This window comes from Alteribacillus iranensis, from assembly GCF_900113025.1.
GTDB classification, from domain to species: domain Bacteria; phylum Bacillota; class Bacilli; order Bacillales; family Marinococcaceae; genus Alteribacillus_A; species Alteribacillus_A iranensis.
Map to the genome: position 1 here is coordinate 1 of NZ_FONT01000012.1, position 19,418 is coordinate 19,418.

Sequence of the window (19,418 nt, forward strand, 5' to 3'; positions counted from 1 at the left end):
CCCACTTTTACAAATGAATCATGCGATTCTTTTGATTATCCGGTATTAGCCCCGGTTTCCCGGGGTTATCCCAGTCTCTAAGGCAGGTTGCCCACGTGTTACTCACCCGTCCGCCGCTCGTTCCACAGGCGTCACCCCGAAGGGATCTGTCTGCTTCCCGCGCTCGACTTGCATGTATTAGGCACGCCGCCAGCGTTCGTCCTGAGCCAGGATCAAACTCTCCATAAAATTGGATTATTTGATACAAGCTGTAAAGCGATTGCTCGCTTTGTTTCTTTTATAAAGAAATTAACAGACGCTTGACTTTCATTCAATTTTCAAAGGACAACCTTTTCGCTCAATTAGCGAAGAATTTAATTATATCATTTCCCTCTATTCAAGTCAACAACTTTTTTTACTTCATTTGTTGTCGTTGGCTCTTTCAAGGACGACTTATAATATACCATGTTGTTTTATACAAAGCAAGAGGTTTTTTAAAATTGGTGCGAGCGATTTATGTGATCGCTGTTGTCTCTTGCGGAATTCTTATTATACCTTTTTTATAAAAAAGATCAATAGTTTCTACATTCCAATTTTTGGAAGAGCGTGATGTATAACCGCCTTGTTTCCTTATACGTTTTTCTTCCTATTTGATATAGTAGAGAAAGAAAAGGTGGGGAGCTAGTGATGAATAAGAAAAAAATTATGCTTGTTGATGGAATGGCCCTGTTGTTTCGGGCTTTTTATGCAACTGCCATGAGTAATTATTTTATGATTAATAGTAAAGGGGTGCCGACAAACGGTGTGTACGGACTCGTTAAACATTTATTTACTGCCGTGCATCGCTTTGAACCTACTCATGTTATTTGTTGTTGGGATATGGGCAGCTATACTTTTCGGAACGCCCTGTACGCTGATTATAAAGCAAACCGAGGAGCGCCGCCGGATGAATTAGTTCCACAGTTTGATCTCGCAAAAGAAGTGGTGGAGGCGCTTGATATTCCGAACGTTGGCGTGGAAGGTTATGAAGCAGATGACTGTATTGGGACCTTAACAGATCTTTATAGCAAAGATCATGAAGTAATGATCTTATCAGGTGATCAAGACTTGCTTCAGTTATTAAAGCCAAACGTTTCTGTCCTTTTATTAAAGAAGGGATATGGTAATTATGCTGAATACACCGAGTCCCGTTTTATCGAAGAAAAAGGGATCACTCCTTTACAGATGATAGATGTGAAAGCGTTGATGGGTGACTCAAGTGACAATTATCCCGGTGTCCGGGGTATTGGAGAAAAAACAGCTATAAAATTAATCAAAGCATACCACTCTATTGAAGGGATCCTTGAACACCTGGATGCCCTTCCACCAGGACAGCAAAAGAAAATTAAAGAAAATCTTGACATGCTCCATTTATCGAGAGATCTTGCGGCAATTCATTGTCAAACCGAAGTCGCCTGTTCATTAGATAACGCCGTTTACTCTATTAATGAAGAAAAAATGGCAGCGACGTTTCAGGATCTTGAATTTAAAAACTGGCGAAACAATTTAGTGTTACAGCCCAAAGTAAACACGAAGTAAGTTCATTGACCTCATCGTCATCTTCACGAAGCCTGCAGCGATAAAACCATCGCTACAGGCTTTTCCCTTCACAATAGGCCCGAAAAAATTTTTCCTTCCCCGTATCTGGGCGGTACTCCTCTCTTACTGTATCCGTCCCCCTTCACAAAAAATCCTTCCTTTCAGAAGGCAGTATCGATCTATCCATAAATAGACTGGCTGTTTTTTTCCTTCAGAGACGAAAGTGAAACGGACATATTTGAAGAAGAGACGGAAAAGATAAGACAAGGGAGGGTGCATATGAATAAAAAAAGTGAAAGGTATGTTTTAAAAACAACTACAGTAGCAGCACTTCTCTTACTGCCATTTGCCATTGTTAAACGGTCATTTAAAGATTGGATTATTGTTTATCTCGTTAGCTACATTGGTAATTCTTTCGCTGATCGTTATCTCGTATCAAAGGGCTATCTAAAATATAACACGCGACCTTATCCGGATAAATTTCTAATTAATGCGCCCTTTGATTTTCTCGTTTATCCGCTGCTGCTTCTTTACTATAACCAAGCGACATTAAACAGCCGCCCCTTCATCACTGTGCTAAAGCTGTTTCCTTTTGTCTTGCCGCAAATGGCGGTGGAAACCATTCTTGAAAAAAAGACTGATCTTATTCAATGGAGAAAAGGCTGGTCCTGGCAACATAGTTTGGTAAGCTTACTGGCAAAATTTCTGCTATGTCGAATGGTCATTGGGCTTATTCGCACATTAAATAATAGAAATTTATCCATTTAAAAAACCAATCTTCCTTCCTCTTCTTCCCTAGGTATAAAACAATGATTTGGCAGCATATTAACACATGAAAACTAGTAATCAGGAGGGTACGTATATGCAACAACAACCGATGCAGCAATCTCAACAACCATTGCATCAGCCGCCTCAGGCGATAAGTGTGAAAGATCAGCTCTATTTGTCTGATATGCTGAACTGGAATTTGAATGCCGCCAAGAAGTGTGCTTTTTTCGCCAAACAATGTTCAGACACAGAGATCAAGCAAGAACTGGATAAAACAGCTCGCATGCATGAAAAACATTACCAACGACTTCTGACTCATTTTCAATCCCACTCACCATTGAATCAGACTACTTCAAACTAGGAGGGGTGTCCCATGGCATATTCTAATAACATCCAAAACCCAGAGACCCAAGTTCCTCAGACACCTGACATGAATGATCGTGATTTTATCAATGATGTGTTGTCTACCGAAAAATATATTGCATCTTCTTACAACATTGCGATGAATGAAGCGAGTCACGAAGCTTTATATAATGACATTTCTTCTATTTTTCAGGAGACGCAAACTTGTCAACGTAACTTATTTAATTTGATGTTCAAAAAAGGCTGGTATAGTTTCGAAGCAGCCGATCAACAAACATTGACTCAATCCCATCAGCAATTCACAGGATACATGAGCCAGCTTCCTTCAGGCGGCATGCTCCAATAACAAGGACAAACAATCACCCTCCCCCGCTTTTATAAGTGGGGGCTTTCTTTTTTGATTCGCTAAACGAACCTTTTCTGTTTTTTTCATTTTCTACTTAAATATTCCCTATTCAGGACAAGGGCGCAATCATCTTTCCCCCTTACACATAACGTATGAGTAGTTCTTTAAAGGGGGTGTCTTTATGAGTTACGGATATGGACCGTTTTTCGGCGGAGCAGGCCATGGCGGCGGATATGGAAAGCAAGGTGGCTTTGCTTTGATTGTTGTGTTGTTCATCCTCCTTATCATTGTTGGCGCTGCTTGGTGTTAGTATCAGCAGCGTCCGAATAAGAATAATTTCAATGTTTCGGGAGAGCTTTCGAACGAAGCTCTCCCTGGGGTACTTAATGGATCATCGGATCGTCTTTTTTATCAATATAAAGCGTACCATCTTGCTGCACCTCCGCATAAAACACTTCGGACATAGAGCCGACTCCTGCCTGCTGTAACTGTTGGTGTACCCAAGACTCATCAATTTGTAAACGGGCTAGATTATTCGTATTCACCACTCCGTCGGAGATCACTTCCGTTGAAGTGGGGTACACATGCAGAGCACTTGGGATATTTAAATCCTCTTTTGTGGCCGGTTGTTTATGTTCTTTTTTCATGACGGATAAGTTTCCGCTCGTTTCAAAAATAGCGTAATTCACTTCACTTACGGAAAACACACTATTTTTTCTCAGTAATGCTTTGAGAGCATCGATGTCTAGTTGAGTTGACCGAAGAGCGTCTTCCATAATTTTCCCTTCTTTAATTACGATAATTGGTTCACCTGTCGTAACTTTTCGTGCCTTTTTCGATTTGATATCTATATATGCTAATAAAAGGGTGAAGATCGTCCAACCGACTAACGCTAACACGCCATTTCGCAGACTAAGATTCGCATTCACTGCTAGGTTAGCTGTGATGGAGCCAATCGCTATCGCCGAAACAAAATTAAAAAATGTCATTTGACTGATTTCTTTTCTCCCCATTATTCTTGTAAGAATAAATAACACAATAAAGGAAATTGTAACTCTGATGACGAGTTCTGATAATGTCATGTGTCTCACCTGCCAATTTTCATGATTCAGAATATGCTTCTTTTTTCCATTTACGATTCATATACAACGTCACCACCGCAATAACACATACAAAAATGAAGCTGATATAAAACCCTGGACGAATGCTTCCTTCCATAACTGTCCCACTGACAGCGACTAAAACGATGACAATTCCACTAATAGAACCTGTCTTTTGAAGCACACCTTCTTCTTTCAGATTCCGTGAAGAAGAGGCAATGATGAAGAGCCAATTGTAGAGAAGCAAAATGCCGGCAGCTGTTGTGATGTATTCATAAATCGTTTCCGGCAAGAGAAGTGCTGTGAGGACGGAGGCCAAAAGACCGACAGCTCCCAGACCTAACGACGGTAAGGGAACATCTTTCCATTGAATTGTACGACGGAAGACAGATGGTGCATTTTCATCTTTTGCGATAATGACTAAGAGAGCGGTGACACCATACAAGGCCGCCGTCATCGTAGAAAACCCGGCAATGATAATCGCCCCGTTAAAAGCATGCTTAAAAAATGGTAAGGAATAATCAGCGAGAGCTGTTACAAACGGGCTTTCGTCGGTTGTGAACGAGTGAATCGGAACCATCATGACAGCCAATGTAAGCGAAAGAACATAGACTGTCGCTAAAGAAAAAAGCATGACTTTCCCAGCTTTTGGTGCCTCTTCTTTGTTTTTTAACTGCATCGCCATTAAACCGATCACTTCGATTCCCCCATACGCATAAAACGCGTATATGAATGAAGCCCAAAAACCTCCGAACCCTCCAGGGAAAAGCGCGGACATCGCTAAAGAGAGTTGGAACGCCTCTTCTGTTTTACTTGGAATCCAGCCAGCAAGTGCTGCAATAGCTAAAATAATAAACATTATAATGGCTGCTGTTTTAATTACCGCAAATAAATCTTCCATCTTGTCGAAGCTCTTCGTACCTAACAAAACAATGAGAATTGATAAGACAGCATAAATGGCAGAAAAGAGCCAGAGTGGTATAGAAGGAAACCAAAGTTGGGTTAATATCGCCAAAGCAGTTAATTGGCTGCCCATGATGAGAACACTGGAGCACCAGTAGTTCCAACCGCTGCTAAAACCCGCCCAACGCCCGAACGCTTTATCCGCATAATAACAAAACGATCCTTCCTGGGGATCTGCAGCAGTCATTTTTGCGAGTGAAGAAAATACGATATACGTACCGAGAGCCGCTAAAATAAAAGAGAATACGATAGATGGTCCTGTGACTCGAATGCCAATACTCGATCCGAGAAAATACCCTGTACCTACCGTACATCCGATCCCCACTAACGATAAGTGCCACCAGGACATATCTCCAGAGGAAGCCGCTGTATTCTTGTTTGCATTACGAGTTGTCTGACTCATGATAGGCTCCTGTTTGTGGTAAGACTTCATATGTATTCATGTCCAGCTCCCCTCTTTTTTATCCAGAAAAGCGCAAGCGCCCTGCTTGCACGGGTTGTACATACCACAAAAAACCACCTTTCCCGAACGAAAAAAGTGGTCTTCAACATTTACCAATGAAACAGGAGTATTAGTGCTTGATAGCCGAAATATGCGGCAAACGCAAACATGACGAGCCCTGAAAAAACAGAAATCAACTTCATCGTCCCTATGGTTAAAAATTTGCGAAACCCACTGGACACACACGCCATCGTCACATCCCAAATCATTACCCCTAATAAAATAGCCCCTCCATATAAAGCCAAATGGACCTGATCATAACGATGGATAGTATTCGCAAGCACCGATCCATATATCCCTAGCCAAAACAGAATAGACAATGGATTACTGAGCGTTAAAAGAAATCCTGTAGAAAACGTTTTTACCAAGGAATCTTTTTTTCTGTCGTACCGGACTTCGAGTTTTTGGGTGCTGATCATGCTTTCAACAGCTGTATAAGTCAATACGAAAGCGCCAAACAACCAGAGAAATGTTTTCATAAATGGAGTATCCAGAAAATGTACGACACCAAAAAATACCCCTAAGATAAATAACAATTCCGCCACAATAGATCCTAGCCCGACTAGCCAGGAATGAAAAAAGCCATTTTTTATCCCATGGTTCATTTGGGCCGCATTAATGGGACCGATCGGAGCCGCGAGTGACAATCCGAGCAACACATAGCTAATAAAAATTCCCAAACGTTCTCCTCTCCTTTATAGCAGGTAGCTTGTACCACTCTATTCAGAAAAGGTAACGCTTATCACACCTCTTCTATAGAATGTGCTCGTACAAAACAAATTCATAATCATTCTTTTTATTCGCATACTAAGGACACCATCATCATATTTAGGAGAGATTGTAGTGGAGACAACGGATAGCAAACGTCAAATCGCACTCACTTCTGCTGAAATATCAAATCTTTGGACAACATACATGAATAACTCGATGGCTCAATGTGTGTTGAATTATTTTATCCATTCCGTCGAGGACCAAGAGATTCGCGAAATAGTCACCTATTCATTAGATATTTCCACTACCCTGCTTGATAAAATCCAAAATATCTTTGCACAAGAAAATTTCCCGATCCCGGTCGGCTTCACGGAAAACGATGTAAATATTCATGCATCACGCTTGTTTTCAGATGAGTTAATAATAAATTACATCGATCAAATGGCCAAGAGCGGCTTTATTGCTTATGGTTTATCTACCGGCTTATCGTCCCGTCTGGATATCCAAGACTTATTTAATGAAGCGATTGACATGAACCAAAAAGCTAATAAAAAAACGAAGGAAGTATTGCTAAACAAAGGACTCCATATTCGTCCTCCTAGTTTAGCCCCTCCGAAAGAAGTCGATTTTGTGGAACACCAAAGTTTCCTCACTGGATGGTTTGGCCGCAGGAAACCTTTATTGGCAGTAGAGATTATGAATATCTTTCACAACCTCCAAACCAATTCAATTGGAAAAGCTGTTATTACAGGATTTGCTCAGACGGCACAGACCGAGGACACCCGTGATTACTTTCAGCGCGGGAAAGAGATAGCATCCAAACACGTAAAGATTTTTCAATCTCTTTTAACTAAAGAAGACATCCCAGCCCCCCAAACGTGGGATGATGATGTTCTCCCTTCCACCGATCCGCCTTTTTCTGATAAGTTAATGATGTTTCATGTCTCGATGTTAAGCGCAACAGGAATGGGAAATTACGGAGCTAGTTTATCGTCAAGCACACGGCGCGATTTAGCGACCCATTACACTCGGCTGCTTGCGGAAGCTGGTCGCTACGCTGAGGATGGTGCCAATATCACAATTAAACATGGGTGGATGGAACAGCCTCCCCAGTCCGTAAACAGCGACGATATCATCAAGAGGAAATGAAAACCAGAAAAGTGGAAGGCTCCTGCCCCATCGGCGACAAGCTCTGGAGACCCGCCGAGAAAACCTTGACAATTCGACCTCGAGCCCCTGATATCGCCAGTCGGATCTCGAAATTGTCCTAACTAAAAAAACAGGAGAGTTTCCCCTCCTGTTTTTTATTTTATCCTATCTTCTTTTTTTCAAGATTATCGGAATGAGTATCTTCTTGTGACTTTTTAGACACTTTCTCGATTAATATATATAAGACGATCCCTGTGATAAGTCCATACGCAGCTCCGTGAATGGCAAGAACAGCGGCAGTGACACCAGCTATCCCCCGTTCCGTATTGGTATGTACTTGTTCCATCCCTACTTGTACACATAGATAACCAGTGACAAGCAAAGTCAATGACAGACCAATGGGCAGGACAGGCTGGAAAAACGTCACGAGGGGCAGTAAAAACAATGCCATGAAGTTCGCGATGTGGAAAGTTCCCGCTCCCCCATACACCGAGTCCATTGCTTTTCTTCCAAACGTGTAGCGTTCAATCACTGTTGCAGTTGCCGCTGTCCAGATAGGTCCAGCCAACCCAGGGTACGGCGCGAATAAGGCATGGATGAAGTTACGAACACTCGTAATCAAGTGTACACGGTCGATACTATTCTCGATTTCTTCATCTTTACGAATGTCGTTAACTCTTTCAATTAACGTGTCTCCCACGATAATATCACCGTACGCAATAATATACGCAATAATTGCTGTCGGCACAGCCATCATAAACATTTCTAATGTAGGAAAACCGACACTAAACGGCAGGTAAGCCCACATCTCACCAAATGCAGGTGAAACAATTCCCCATTCGACATCCGGCATCGGATATTCAGAGACTGCGATACCAATAATAATCGCAACTATAAAAGCTGGAACCATCCCATAGTTAGAAATTGTCTCAGCTATTTTACTTTTCTGACGCAAATTTTTAAATGATAGCGAAAACATAAAATAAACAGTGAGCAGTCCACCAATGATAAATGAAATAGGAGAACTTCCAAGCGTCCCCTCCGGTCCGATTTCTCCGATTAATGCAGCCAGACCTGCGCCTATCACGACACCCGCTTTTAAGGAGTTCGGAATAACGCTTACAATTTTGCTGCCGAGCTTCGTTATTCCGAGAATGAAAAAGATAAAAAACACCAACAATTGGACGGCGACAAGAGCTTGAATTGCTTCCGGTCCTGGTTCGAAATCGCCTAGAAAGATAACAACCAACGGGACAGCCGGAGTGATCCACCCCGGAATGAAAGGAGTTCCTAAAAAGGCCGGAATCATATTACATATCCCGCATATGATGACAAATGCCATCGCCACGTCATAAGGCAGCCCTAAATGTTGCTGCAATAACGGAATCATACTAATGGTGACAACGGAAAGAACAACTGCTTGTACAGCTTCTGCTCCTTCTACATTATAATGAACAAATGGAACTCTTAGTTTGAAAGGACCAAACGGCCAATACGGCTGTTCTCCTCCTTCTCTTCTTTTATAGAACGACACGATGTTTCACTCCCATTTTTATATTTTCTGTCATTGATTATAAATAAAACCTATATGCATTCCGCAGACGTACTAAGAGGAAGCACGCCTGCGATGAAAAGCGTAGTCTAAGAAAATATTGGTCGTTGCTATGATATTCGCAAATTTGAAAGTCCGCTTATTCTCGCGCAGATAAGTATCCCCTTTTAATAGAAATCATTACTCAGTAACGAGTTGTGCTTCGTTCCCTGCGCTTTCTCCTACCGTCTCTTCGTACAAAGCGATGATATCTTCAATTCTCGTTTTACGAGGGTTCACTAATACATTACCGCTTTTCATGGCATCTTCTGCCATCGTTTGTATATCCTCTTTTTTCACATGATACCGAGAGAAATCTTTCGCAATAAATACATCCTTCGCAAGACGTTCTACCGCTTTTATGGATGTGTAGGCGTTTTCCATCATGGAAACTTCAGGATCTATGTATTCGCCCATTGCTTTGGCAATATCTACAAATTTTTCAGGAGCAGCCGGCAGATTAAATGTCATGACGTACGGTAATAAGACAGAATTGGCAACTCCATGAGGTACGTTATACATCGCACTCAATGGATGGCTCATGGCATGGACATTTCCAAGCCGTGTGTTATTAAAGGAAACTCCTGCGATTAAGCTCCCATACAGCATAGCTGTACGCGCTTTCATATTATCTCCATTAAATACGGCTTGTCTTAAGTTACTAGATATTACACGAATTGCTTCCAGTGCTAATGTTTCCGTTAGAGGATAGGTTGCTGTGGAAGTATAGGATTCGATCGCATGAACGAGTGCATCCATGCCGGTCGCCGCCGTAATATGAGGAGGCAGTGTCCGAGTCAGTTCAGGATCCATGACCGCCCACTTCGGAGCCAATCTTTTCCCTCCAGCTGTCAGTTTGTATTCTGTTTCAGGATTCGTGATTACCGTAAAAATTGTTACTTCACTACCGGTCCCGGCAGTAGTGGGAACTGCCAACAAAGGCAATGGATCTTTTTCGAATGTATCGATTCCTTCATATTCCTCGATTTTTCCTCCGTTTGTCGCTAGCAGACTTACCGCTTTTGCTACATCAAGCGGACTTCCTCCCCCTACTCCAATCAAAAAGTCAGGCTGAAAACGGTTTAATATTTCCATACAGTGATTGACATTCGTCGTCGTAGGGTTAGCTTCCACATCCGAGAATACAACATACTCGGCACCAGACCGCTCTAATTCGTCTGTGACAAACGTTAGTATATTTGCTTGCTGAATTCCTTTGTCACAGATAACCAGCACTCTTTGAAAACCTTCCTTTTGAACCACGTTGGTTATCTTAGCAACGGAACCCTCACCAAACAATAAATTGGTTCTTAAATTAAAATCAAAGATGCCTTGAAAATTCATGAGACGTCCTCCTCTAGTGTTGTTAACATTCGCCTATAGTAATTGCAATTTCTATGCCAATACTCAAAAAATTGACGTTTTTTAATAGAAAGACTGTTTTTTCGGTGTTATGCTGATAGATATCAAAACAAATTGGAATGTCGTCTTTTTTCGTTTTCGTGCAATGTTGCACATATTTATGTTCCTGTTTGCACATTCGTGCATATTTGCTCAAGCCAAACACATCCTGGTGGTGGAAGAATGGAAACAAACGAACAGACCAAAAATCCCCTTTTATATGATTCGCAGCTCTTTGATTTTGTACAATGGATGGATCGAGCCTGTATTCTATTAGACGATCACGGGAACTTTGTTCACTCTAACGCGCTAGCAGACAAACTTGACCCTGACGTTTTGCTCCACATTCCCCTTTTTCCATGGAAAGAGCACATGGAGAAAAGAATGGAAAAAGAAATCAATGGGAAACGGTACTTATATATTGTTAGAAAGATTCACTTCCCTACGCTTGCCCTTTTTCATGTCGTGATTCAGTTAAAAGATACTCTCCGTAATGATCCTGTATTAAACGACGTGGTAGGCTATGTAATGGATTCGGCGCAGGAAGGTATATATATAACAGACGGGGAAGGTTACACGTTAAAAATCAACGATAAATATTCACAGCTCACTGGTATTGCCAGAAAAGACGTGGAAGAAAAACATGTATCAGAATTGATTATTCGGGGTTTTTTCGACAGCTCTGTCACAGCAAAAGTGATCGAAGCTAGAGAAAAACAGAGTGTCATGCAAAAAATAAATAATGAGAAAAATATTTGGCTTGTGACAGGCACTCCTGTGTTCGATAAATACCATAATTTAATATTGGTCATTAATACTGTCTATGACATGACGAAATTGAATGAACTTCAAGAAAACCTAAAAAAACATGCGCTTTCCATTCAGAAGAAAGATAAAGAAATTGAAAAACTCCGTTCGAAAGTAAAAGACGTGCCAGGTCTCGTGACAAACAGCCCGGCAATGTATAAAGTGTTAGACCGGATTCACAGGCTGGCCCATGTAACAACATCCGTATTTATTCTTGGGGAAACGGGCACTGGGAAAACGATGATCGCAGAAAAAATCCATTCGATGAGCGATAGAAAAGAAAACCCTTTTATTGAAGTAAACTGTGCTGCCATACCAGAACATCTCATTGAAGCTGAGCTGTTCGGTTACAAAAAAGGAGCTTTCACAGGAGCTTCGGATCAAGGAAAGAAAGGACTCATTGAAGCAGCAGACGGCGGTGTCTTTTTCTTGGATGAGATTGGCGAGATGCCTCTTTCGCTCCAAGCAAAACTTCTCTCCGTATTGCAGAGCAAGCGAGTACGAAGACTCGGAGATCTTCATGATAAAGAAGTAGATATTCGAATTATCGCAGCTACCAACAAAGATCCAGAAGAACTCATTCGACAAAACAAATTGCGAGCCGATCTCTACTACCGATTATCCGTCGTCACGTTACACTTGCCAGCTTTGAGAGAACGAAAAGAAGACATTTACATGATCGCCAAAAACTTTTTAGATAAATTTAACCAGCGCCACCGAAAAGACATGAAATTTTCCAAAGAGGTTTATTTTGCCTTCGAATTTTATTCATGGCCTGGAAACGTTCGTGAACTCGAACATATCATCGAACAATTAGTCGTCTTAAATGACGGGCCTGAAGTGACAGGTGATGATTTACCGGACATTTTCCAACCGTCTGACAGTCAAACGAATGACTTTTCTTTAAAAATGGAGGATCGTCCTTTACAAGAAGTCGTTCAAGACGTGGAGCGACACTATATAAACGAACTATGGAATAAGTACAAGGATATATATGTAATAGCAGACAAATTAGGTGTCCACCGAACAACCTTGTTGCGGAAAGCAAAAAAGTTGAAAATATCTTTAAAGGAAGAAGCAAATGACTTGGTCGATTAGATCGAAATAACCGTCTGAGCATGAAATAATCCCACTGGTATGCCGAAACCAGTGGGACTGTTATTTAGGACTTTGAGACATGTAGGCTTAGGTAGATTTTACTGCATCTGTTACGGACTGATTGCCGCCTACCACTTGAAATTCTTTTCCGATGGTTGCATCGTTTTCTAGCGTAGACACGATGACACGAGCGATGTCTTCTCTTGGGACTTTTTCGATGTCCAAGTCTTGTCCTATTTTCACTTGACCTGTACCGTCGTCATTTGTAAGCATGCCGGGATGGATAATGGTGTACTCTAAATCTGTGTCTTTTAACCATTCATCGGCGTAGTGCTTGGCTGCAACGTATGGAGCAAAGGATTCAGTCGCTTCCTGAATTGCTTTCCGTCTTGTGTCGAAGGAACTGATCATTACAAAGCGCTTCACTCCAGCCTTCTTCGCTGCTTCTATTGTTTTCACCGCACCATCGAGGTCAATCATAATGGTCTTGTCTTTGCCGGTGTGAGGACCGGACCCCGCCGTGAATACAACAGCATCCACTCCCTCCGCTGCTTTAGCAATAGGATCGATGTCATCTTCTAAATCGACAAGAGCCGTTTCTGCTCCTAACTCTTTAAAGAAAGAAGCCTGTTCTTCTTTTCTGATCATAGCCCTTGCCTCCATGCCTTCTTTCTCTTGGATGAATGTAACAAGGTGCTTTCCAATTTGTCCATTAGCTCCGACTACGAGTACTTTCATTTACGTCATCCTCTCCTTACAATATTATCTTCCTTTTCTCTTCTTCCCCTTTATTGTAACGTGAACCTACTAAAAGATGTCTAGTAGAACGCTTTGAAATAGTACATTGATTGCAAGGAATGGCCATAAATGAAAAATTATATTAATTTCCCGTTTCTTCTATACTTGATGGCGGATTATTTTGTTCGTCAGCCACCTCTTTTTTTCGAGAATGAAACTGATACCAGAAAATAATGGGGATCACGAACAATGATACCATCCCCCCTCCGATTGCTAGCACCGCAAAACTAAATCCTCCTACGACCATTCCCGACATTGCTCCTCCGGTTGCTCCGGCTAGCGCTATAAAAACATCTACGTTCCCCTGTGTCTTAGCTCGTGTGTGAAAAGTGGTAGCATCGACGATAATCGCTGTGCCGCTGATCAGACCAATATTCCACCCAACTCCGAGTAATGCGAGAGCGGCAGTGATAGCAAGCAAGGATTCCGCCGGTGCTGTGGCGGCAATGACACCCGATAGAAGAAGTGTCAGACCCGCTGCTACAACCATCGTTGTTCGTCCATATTTATCAACAAGAATACCTGTAATAAGCGACGGCAAATACATCGCACCTATATGCACCCCAATAACCATTCCGACAGCGCTTAGCCCATGACCGTGATGACTCATATGAATCGGTGTCATCGTCATGATAGCAAGCATAATCATTTGAGTGAGAATCATGATCAAAGCCCCTGCCATAACACCTCTTCTGTTCGTTTCGGAAACGGCCTGCCCCCCTGCGGCATCATCATTCCCTTTGAGCGCTTCCCCCTCCGCTATCACTTTTGCCACTACAAATGGATCCGGCCGGAGAAAAATGAGGATGACGAGACCGGAGAGGGTAAAGGCTGCAGCTGCGAGAATGAACGGTCCCGCTAACGGGGACACATTGAAAGACGCCGCTACTTTCCCCGTAACATTTACTAAATTGGGGCCAATCACCGCTCCCAATGTAGTGAACACCATAGCAATGCTGACTGCGGTTGCGCGCTGTGAGGAGCTGGCTAGATCTGTACCTGCATAGCGGGCCTGTAAATTAGTAGCAGTGCCCGCTCCGTACACGAGCAGCGCCACAATCAGTATTAGAAAACTATTCACCAAGGCAGCCATTACCACCCCGGCAGCTCCAATGCCACCAGCTAAAAACCCCGCAGCCAGACCGGTACGTCTGCCGAACCGTTGCGATAACCGGCCTACGAGCAAGGCGGCCCCCGCAGATCCTAACGTGAACAAGGCGGCCGGTAAGCCAGCGAAACTATCTGTCCCAAGCATCTCTTGGGCAAGCAGCGCTCCGGTCGTAATTCCTGCTGCAAGCCCCGCTCCGCCAAAGATTTGAGAAATGACTACAATAAGTAATGTTTTTCGGTATAACATACGTTGTTTTGCCGGAGAATCAATATATGATTGAATAACTTGTTTCTCCTTCGCGGACATGTGTATCCACCTTTCCATCACTCAGAATGTTCTGCTTTCATCTTATCTCATCTTTTATTATAATAGAAATGCATATTAATAATTTCCATCATGCAAATTCGTTATGTTAAGAGGAAGGTGGATGGTGTTGGATATACAGCAGTTGAAAACATTTCAAGCAGCGGCGAAACATGAAAATTACTCTGCGGCAGCGGAAGAATTATCTTTAAGTCAACCTGCCGTGTCTAGACAAATAGACCGGCTTGAACAATATTTACAAGTGAATTTGTTTTATAAAGTAGGAAGACAAATGAAATTAACAGCCATTGGAAAGGAAGTAAAAGCAAAAACAGATCAAATCTTGGCTTTAGTGAACAGTACCACGTCACTCGTTCAATCCATCAATGAATTGGAAACGGGATCTTTGCGCTTAGGAGCGAGCACGACAATTGGCAACTACAGCATGGCACCGATGATCATGAAATTTATGGAGAAATATCCTCATGTTGATATAAAACTAGATATCAAGTCCACGGCAGAAATGAAAAAAAGTCTGAGACAAGAAATGCTAGATATTGCGGTTATACCCGAGACGCCGGAATCAAATGAATTTGAGGCAGAATTGTTTGTGGAAGATGAAATCGTATTCGTCGCTTCTCCGCATCATCCTATAGTCAAAAAAGAAAAGATAACGATAGAGGATTTAGCACAGGAAAGATGGATATTGAGAGACCCCAATTCAAATACCAGGAAAACAATGCAACATCATTTACTGTCTCATGGATTTGTTTTACCTGAAGGAGTAGAGCTTGGCTCAACAGAGGCAGTTAAACAAGCGGTGATCACCGGGGGAGGAATTGCATTTTTGTCAAAAATGACATTCGAAACAGAACGCCAGCTTGGTGTCTTGCAGGCGTTGAACGTAGAAAACATAGCATGTAAACGACATTTTTATGTTGTTCATCACCGTCACTACTATCCTACACCCGCTGTTGACGCCTTTATTTCTTTTCTCACCGACAAAATCGACCTGTAGCTTTCACTTATTCTATGTATGCGCAGCTTGCGAACTTGATACAGAAATCTCATCATATCTTCCTCAAATCTGGTTATATTACTACTAAGAAGACTTGTGAGAGGGTGAGGTTGTGAAGTTACATAATGTCAGAAAAGGACAATTTGTTTATTTTCACAATGAATTACACAGAGTGTATGCGGTGAAGCCGTTCTTTAAAAAGTCTGTCCACCTCGTAAGACTGAAGGACTTGGAACAACAAATGACACAAGCGGACCAAATCGAGTTATATAAGCCGAGACATTTGGATAGCTTCGTTTATAATCAGAACCGCTATACCCTCCGTAATGATAAAAGAGCAGAAAAAGGAGATCACATTTTGGTTATGAAACCAAATCCTGATTCCTTGGACCATTACACGCTTCATGCCATTGAGGAAGTAGCTGCTGTGGAACCGTATGGTGTAGTGACGACCCATGATAACGGAATCCGCCATAATGAATATTCGCTGCTCGTACCGGGACGCGAAGAAGAAGCAAGACTCATTGATACGCAAGTAACGGACCATTCAGAAAAAACATCTATTCCAACAGATGAGGAGATTGTATCCGAAGAGCAAGGTGCGGAGGGACCAATGATTGGAGATGTCTATCAAAAAAGAAATGAAGAGATCTCGGCTATGGTCGTTGCCATACAAGGATCGACGGTGATGTTAGGCGGTAATTTGGAAGTATCCCGACATGAATTATCCAATCCCGAGCAGTGGGAATATGTAGGGTCCCTGTCTCTATAATAAGATGTCCGATCAAACGTATGACAGGAAACACGTTCATCATTTTCTCTTTCCATTTCCTTCGTTTATGTTATAATCCCTATAAGGCTAAGCAGTTTTATCAACTTTAACAAGAAAGAGTGGATGAAATGAAATTCATTCGTTTTTTAATTCGTGAAACGTGCCCAGACTGTCATGAAGCATTAGTGAGTTCGACGTCTCTGTCTCATTCTCATATTATAAAATCTTGCCCTCAGTGCCAATATGCAAAAGAATTTCACCCGGCTCTTGAGACGTACGTAGAAAAGTAGGAAATGATGTGTCACGAAACACACACTCTATCGTTCTCTGCGAGGAATCGAGGTCCCCTCTTCCACGCAGAGACTTTTTATAGGCAGCAATACAAAATACAAAAAAGACTGATCCCCAGTAGGAACCAGTCTGCGGTTAAGGTTATGCGCCCACGTCATACCCTTGGTCTTCAATCGCTTCTTGCATCTCATCAATGGTTACTTTCTCTTCCTCATACGTCACGTCCACTTTTCCTGTGCTTAAGTCCACATCGACGGCAGTCACACCGTTTAACTCTTCTAATGCCCCTTTTACCGATTTTTCACAATGTCCGCAAGTCATTCCTTTTACATGTAATGTTGTTTGCATGAATCATTTCTCCTTCCATATTTTTTACACTTTTACGCGTTTTAGACGAAGCGAATTCGTTACGACACTAACGGAACTGAATGCCATCGCAGCTCCCGCGATCCATGGAGCCAATAATCCGGCTGCGGCTATGGGAATCCCCGCACTGTTGTAAGCAAAAGCCCAAAACAGATTTTGACGGATATTTTTAATCGTAGCTTTGCTGAGATTGATCGCTTTTGGAATAAGCAGTAATTCCCCTCCAAGAATCGTGACGTCCGCCGCTTCGATAGCAACTTCTGTCCCTGTACCAATAGCCATGCCAATGTCAGCCGTCGCAAGCGCTGGTGCGTCGTTTACACCGTCTCCTACCATTGCCACTTTCTTTCCTTGACTCTGAACCTCTTTTACTTTGGCTGCTTTTTCCTCAGGGAGCACTTGAGCAATAACTTCGTCGATGCCAGCTTGATTGGCGATTGCCTGGGCTGTGCGTTCATTGTCTCCCGTCAGCATGATTACTTCAAGGCCTTGATCTTTCAATTGCTGAATCGCTTCTTTTGCCGTCTCCTTAAGCGTATCAGCCGCAGCCACACTTCCACGATATTCTCCATTTACAGCAATCAGCATCGCAGTCTTTCCATCCGTCTCATATGCTGTTAATTCCCGTTCTTTTCCGTCCGTCTTCACGTCATTCTTAGCCATTAATGTACGATTACCGACGAGAACCTCATTTCCTCCAATTGTTGCTTGTATACCGTGTCCGGGTATAGCTTCGAAATGTTCCGTATCGAGAATATTGATATTTCGCTCGGCCGCATATGCTACAATCGCTTCTGCTAATGGATGTTCGGACCCTTTTTCCGCGCTCGCGAGCAGCTGAAGCGTCTCTTCATCCCCGGTAAAGTCCGTGACTTCCGGCTTTCCTTTTGTAATGGTACCTGTTTTATCCAAAATGATCGCATCCAATTGATGCGTGCGCTCTAAATGCTCACCTCCTTTGAATAGTATCCCTGTTTCCGCCGATTTTCCTGTACCAACCATAATGGATGTCGGAGTCGCGAGTCCCAAGGCACAAGGACAAGCGATGACTAACACAGCGATCGCTGCAATTAACGCTGATTCAAAGCTGCCTGGGGAGATAAACGATATCCAAACGATAAAAGTAAGAATGGCAATTCCAACAACGATTGGAACAAAATACCCAGAAATGACGTCAGCCATACGCTGAATCGGCGCTTTGGAACCTTGGGCATCCTCGACGGCTTGAATGATAGAAGCCAAAGCCGTATCCTTCCCCACTTTGGTTGCTTCCATTTCGATCGTTCCGTTTTTATTCATGGTAGCGCCGATCACCTGAGCTTGTGCATCCTTCTCTACCGGGATGGACTCCCCGGTGATCATCGATTCATCCACCGACGTCCGACCGTTTATAACGATACCGTCTACAGGTATTTTTTCTCCTGGCTTCACAACGAGCCGATCGCCTTTCTGTACCTCTTCGACTGGTATCATCATTTCTTTCCCATCACGAATAACACGCGCTTGTTTCGCTTGCATTTGCAAGAGCTTCGAAATAGCTGCCGTTGTTTTCGTTTTTGCCCGTGTCTCTAAATACTTTCCAAATAAAATGAGTGTAATGATGACAGCGCTTGTTTCAAAATATAAATGAGGGGTGTATGCCGGATTTCCAATCGTTTTCAGTGCCTCGAACAAGCTGTAAAAAAATGCCGCACTTGTTCCTAACGCTACTAAAACATCCATGTTGGCACTTTTGTTGCGGAGATTTTTATAGGCTCCTACGTAAAATGGCCAACCTACGATGAATTGAACGGGAGCGGCTAAGGCAAGTTGAAACCACGGGTTCATGAAAATAGCCGGGATTTCCATGCCGAACAAATGAACGAGCATCGTTACAAGTAAGGGAGCTGTTAAAATAGCTGATAAAATTAACTTTGTTTTCATCTGCTGCAGCTGTTTTTCTTTTTGGGTTCGTTGCTCTTCTTTCCCTGCTTTCGGTTTGGCATCATAGCCTAACTTTTGAATCCGTCCAATTAAATCTTTTTCAGTTACGATCCCTGGGTTATATTCGACGACAGCACTTTCTGTCGTTAAATTGACACTCGCCGTTTTTACACCTTCTTGCTTGTTTAATACTTTTTCAATACGGTTCGAGCAAGCTGCGCACGTCATTCCTATGACATCAAGCTCTGACTTCTCTGTTTGCACACCGTACCCTAATTTTTCTATTTTGGCTGTGATGTCATCAAGTGAAGTCGATTCGGGGTTATAATCGACGCTAGCTTTTTCTGTCGTTAAATTGACTTGCGCTTCCACGTCTTCCATTCGATTTAACACCTTCTCAATGCGGTTGGAGCAAGCGGCACATGTCATGCCGGTAATATCGAGAGTGGAATGTTGTTTTTCGTCACTCATATTCAATAC

General features: G+C 42.6%; 17 protein-coding genes, 1 rRNA gene and 1 pseudogene. 9 read left to right on the top strand and 10 right to left on the bottom strand.

What is annotated here, in order from left to right; translation table 11 throughout:
* Window positions 1–228: ribosomal RNA gene (locus BM095_RS15740) — 16S ribosomal RNA — on the bottom strand; the annotation flags it as partial.
* A gap of 438 nt (window positions 229–666) precedes the next feature.
* On the opposite strand from BM095_RS15740, the gene BM095_RS15745 reads away from it, so the two are divergent.
* The 5 genes and pseudogenes from BM095_RS15745 to BM095_RS15765 all read left to right on the top strand — a co-directional run.
* Window positions 667–1,557 (top strand): 5'-3' exonuclease, encoded by an 891-nt coding sequence (locus BM095_RS15745; protein ID WP_091664116.1) that lies wholly within the window; start codon window positions 667–669, stop codon window positions 1,555–1,557.
* 279 nt (window positions 1,558–1,836) lie between these two features.
* Window positions 1,837–2,325 carry a CBO0543 family protein gene (locus BM095_RS15750; RefSeq protein ID WP_091664118.1) on the top strand — a complete coding sequence of 163 codons (489 nt, stop codon included), beginning with the start codon at window positions 1,837–1,839 and terminating at the stop codon, window positions 2,323–2,325.
* A gap of 94 nt (window positions 2,326–2,419) precedes the next feature.
* Complete coding sequence (locus BM095_RS15755) at window positions 2,420–2,686, top strand: hypothetical protein (RefSeq protein ID WP_091664121.1); 267 nt, start codon at window positions 2,420–2,422, stop codon at window positions 2,684–2,686.
* A 12-nt stretch (window positions 2,687–2,698) separates the two neighbouring features.
* On the top strand, window positions 2,699–3,034 hold the full coding sequence (locus BM095_RS15760; RefSeq protein ID WP_091664124.1) for a spore coat protein: 336 nt from the start codon (window positions 2,699–2,701) through the stop codon (window positions 3,032–3,034).
* A gap of 226 nt (window positions 3,035–3,260) precedes the next feature.
* Window positions 3,261–3,344, top strand: a pseudogene (locus BM095_RS15765) (YjcZ family sporulation protein); the annotation flags it as partial.
* Window positions 3,345–3,417: 73 nt separating this feature from the next.
* Here BM095_RS15765 and BM095_RS15770 read toward each other — a convergent pair.
* The 3 genes from BM095_RS15770 to BM095_RS15780 all read right to left on the bottom strand — a co-directional run bounded on the left by BM095_RS15770 (window position 3,418) and on the right by BM095_RS15780 (window position 6,279).
* Complete coding sequence (locus BM095_RS15770) at window positions 3,418–4,116, bottom strand: YetF domain-containing protein (RefSeq protein WP_091664129.1); 699 nt, start codon at window positions 4,114–4,116, stop codon at window positions 3,418–3,420.
* A 19-nt stretch (window positions 4,117–4,135) separates the two neighbouring features.
* Entirely contained in the window at window positions 4,136–5,500 is a 1,365-nt protein-coding gene (locus tag BM095_RS15775; RefSeq protein WP_091664131.1) for an amino acid permease, read from the bottom strand.
* 149 nt (window positions 5,501–5,649) lie between these two features.
* Complete coding sequence (locus tag BM095_RS15780) at window positions 5,650–6,279, bottom strand: LysE family transporter (protein ID WP_091664134.1); 630 nt, start codon at window positions 6,277–6,279, stop codon at window positions 5,650–5,652.
* 163 nt (window positions 6,280–6,442) lie between these two features.
* Here BM095_RS15780 and BM095_RS15785 point away from each other — a divergent pair, with 163 nt between their 5' ends.
* Window positions 6,443–7,459, top strand: coding sequence for a DUF3231 family protein (locus tag BM095_RS15785; protein ID WP_177194849.1), 1,017 nt, complete (start codon window positions 6,443–6,445; stop codon window positions 7,457–7,459).
* A 160-nt stretch (window positions 7,460–7,619) separates the two neighbouring features.
* Here the strand turns inward: BM095_RS15785 and BM095_RS15790 are convergent, their stop codons facing one another.
* Window positions 7,620–8,993 (bottom strand): solute carrier family 23 protein, encoded by a 1,374-nt coding sequence (locus BM095_RS15790; RefSeq protein ID WP_143083245.1) that lies wholly within the window; start codon window positions 8,991–8,993, stop codon window positions 7,620–7,622.
* Window positions 8,994–9,191: 198 nt separating this feature from the next.
* On the bottom strand, window positions 9,192–10,394 hold the full coding sequence (locus tag BM095_RS15795; RefSeq protein ID WP_091664141.1) for an iron-containing alcohol dehydrogenase: 1,203 nt from the start codon (window positions 10,392–10,394) through the stop codon (window positions 9,192–9,194).
* 240 nt (window positions 10,395–10,634) lie between these two features.
* Here BM095_RS15795 and BM095_RS15805 point away from each other — a divergent pair, with 240 nt between their 5' ends.
* Window positions 10,635–12,356, top strand: a complete 1,722-nt coding sequence (locus tag BM095_RS15805; RefSeq protein WP_091664146.1) for a sigma-54 interaction domain-containing protein — start codon at window positions 10,635–10,637, stop codon at window positions 12,354–12,356.
* Window positions 12,357–12,443: 87 nt separating this feature from the next.
* On the opposite strand, the gene BM095_RS15810 is transcribed toward BM095_RS15805, so the two are convergent.
* Window positions 12,444–13,094, bottom strand: coding sequence for an SDR family oxidoreductase (locus tag BM095_RS15810; protein ID WP_091664149.1), 651 nt, complete (start codon window positions 13,092–13,094; stop codon window positions 12,444–12,446).
* A 142-nt stretch (window positions 13,095–13,236) separates the two neighbouring features.
* Window positions 13,237–14,571: an MFS transporter gene (locus BM095_RS15815; RefSeq protein ID WP_091664151.1), complete on the bottom strand. Its 1,335-nt coding sequence runs from the start codon at window positions 14,569–14,571 to the stop codon at window positions 13,237–13,239.
* Between the two features lie 121 nt (window positions 14,572–14,692).
* Here BM095_RS15815 and BM095_RS15820 point away from each other — a divergent pair, with 121 nt between their 5' ends.
* Window positions 14,693–15,586 (top strand): LysR family transcriptional regulator, encoded by an 894-nt coding sequence (locus BM095_RS15820; protein WP_177194850.1) that lies wholly within the window; start codon window positions 14,693–14,695, stop codon window positions 15,584–15,586.
* Between the two features lie 112 nt (window positions 15,587–15,698).
* Complete coding sequence (locus tag BM095_RS15825) at window positions 15,699–16,358, top strand: hypothetical protein (protein WP_091664156.1); 660 nt, start codon at window positions 15,699–15,701, stop codon at window positions 16,356–16,358.
* Window positions 16,359–16,790: 432 nt separating this feature from the next.
* Here BM095_RS15825 and copZ read toward each other — a convergent pair whose 3' ends face one another.
* Entirely contained in the window at window positions 16,791–16,997 is a 207-nt protein-coding gene (copZ, locus tag BM095_RS15830; RefSeq protein ID WP_091664159.1) for a copper chaperone CopZ, read from the bottom strand.
* A 24-nt stretch (window positions 16,998–17,021) separates the two neighbouring features.
* Window positions 17,022–19,409: a heavy metal translocating P-type ATPase gene (locus BM095_RS15835; RefSeq protein ID WP_091664162.1), complete on the bottom strand. Its 2,388-nt coding sequence runs from the start codon at window positions 19,407–19,409 to the stop codon at window positions 17,022–17,024.
* Window positions 19,410–19,418 lie beyond the last annotated feature (9 nt).

Excerpts from the sequence above, each read along its gene's own strand:
- BM095_RS15745 (WP_091664116.1), top strand. The coding sequence starts at position 667 with ATGAATAAGAAAAAAATTATGCTTGTTGATGGAATGGCCCTGTTGTTT.
- BM095_RS15750 (WP_091664118.1), top strand. The coding sequence starts at position 1,837 with ATGAATAAAAAAAGTGAAAGGTATGTTTTAAAAACAACTACAGTAGCA.
- BM095_RS15755 (WP_091664121.1), top strand. The coding sequence starts at position 2,420 with ATGCAACAACAACCGATGCAGCAATCTCAACAACCATTGCATCAGCCG.
- BM095_RS15760 (WP_091664124.1), top strand. The coding sequence starts at position 2,699 with ATGGCATATTCTAATAACATCCAAAACCCAGAGACCCAAGTTCCTCAG.
- BM095_RS15770 (WP_091664129.1), bottom strand. The coding sequence starts at position 4,116 with ATGACATTATCAGAACTCGTCATCAGAGTTACAATTTCCTTTATTGTG.
- BM095_RS15775 (WP_091664131.1), bottom strand. The coding sequence starts at position 5,500 with ATGAGTCAGACAACTCGTAATGCAAACAAGAATACAGCGGCTTCCTCT.
- BM095_RS15795 (WP_091664141.1), bottom strand. The coding sequence starts at position 10,394 with ATGAATTTTCAAGGCATCTTTGATTTTAATTTAAGAACCAATTTATTG.
- BM095_RS15805 (WP_091664146.1), top strand. The coding sequence starts at position 10,635 with ATGGAAACAAACGAACAGACCAAAAATCCCCTTTTATATGATTCGCAG.
- BM095_RS15810 (WP_091664149.1), bottom strand. The coding sequence starts at position 13,094 with ATGAAAGTACTCGTAGTCGGAGCTAATGGACAAATTGGAAAGCACCTT.
- BM095_RS15815 (WP_091664151.1), bottom strand. The coding sequence starts at position 14,571 with ATGTCCGCGAAGGAGAAACAAGTTATTCAATCATATATTGATTCTCCG.
- BM095_RS15820 (WP_177194850.1), top strand. The coding sequence starts at position 14,693 with ATGGTGTTGGATATACAGCAGTTGAAAACATTTCAAGCAGCGGCGAAA.
- copZ (WP_091664159.1), bottom strand. The coding sequence starts at position 16,997 with ATGCAAACAACATTACATGTAAAAGGAATGACTTGCGGACATTGTGAA.
- BM095_RS15835 (WP_091664162.1), bottom strand. The coding sequence starts at position 19,409 with ATGAGTGACGAAAAACAACATTCCACTCTCGATATTACCGGCATGACA.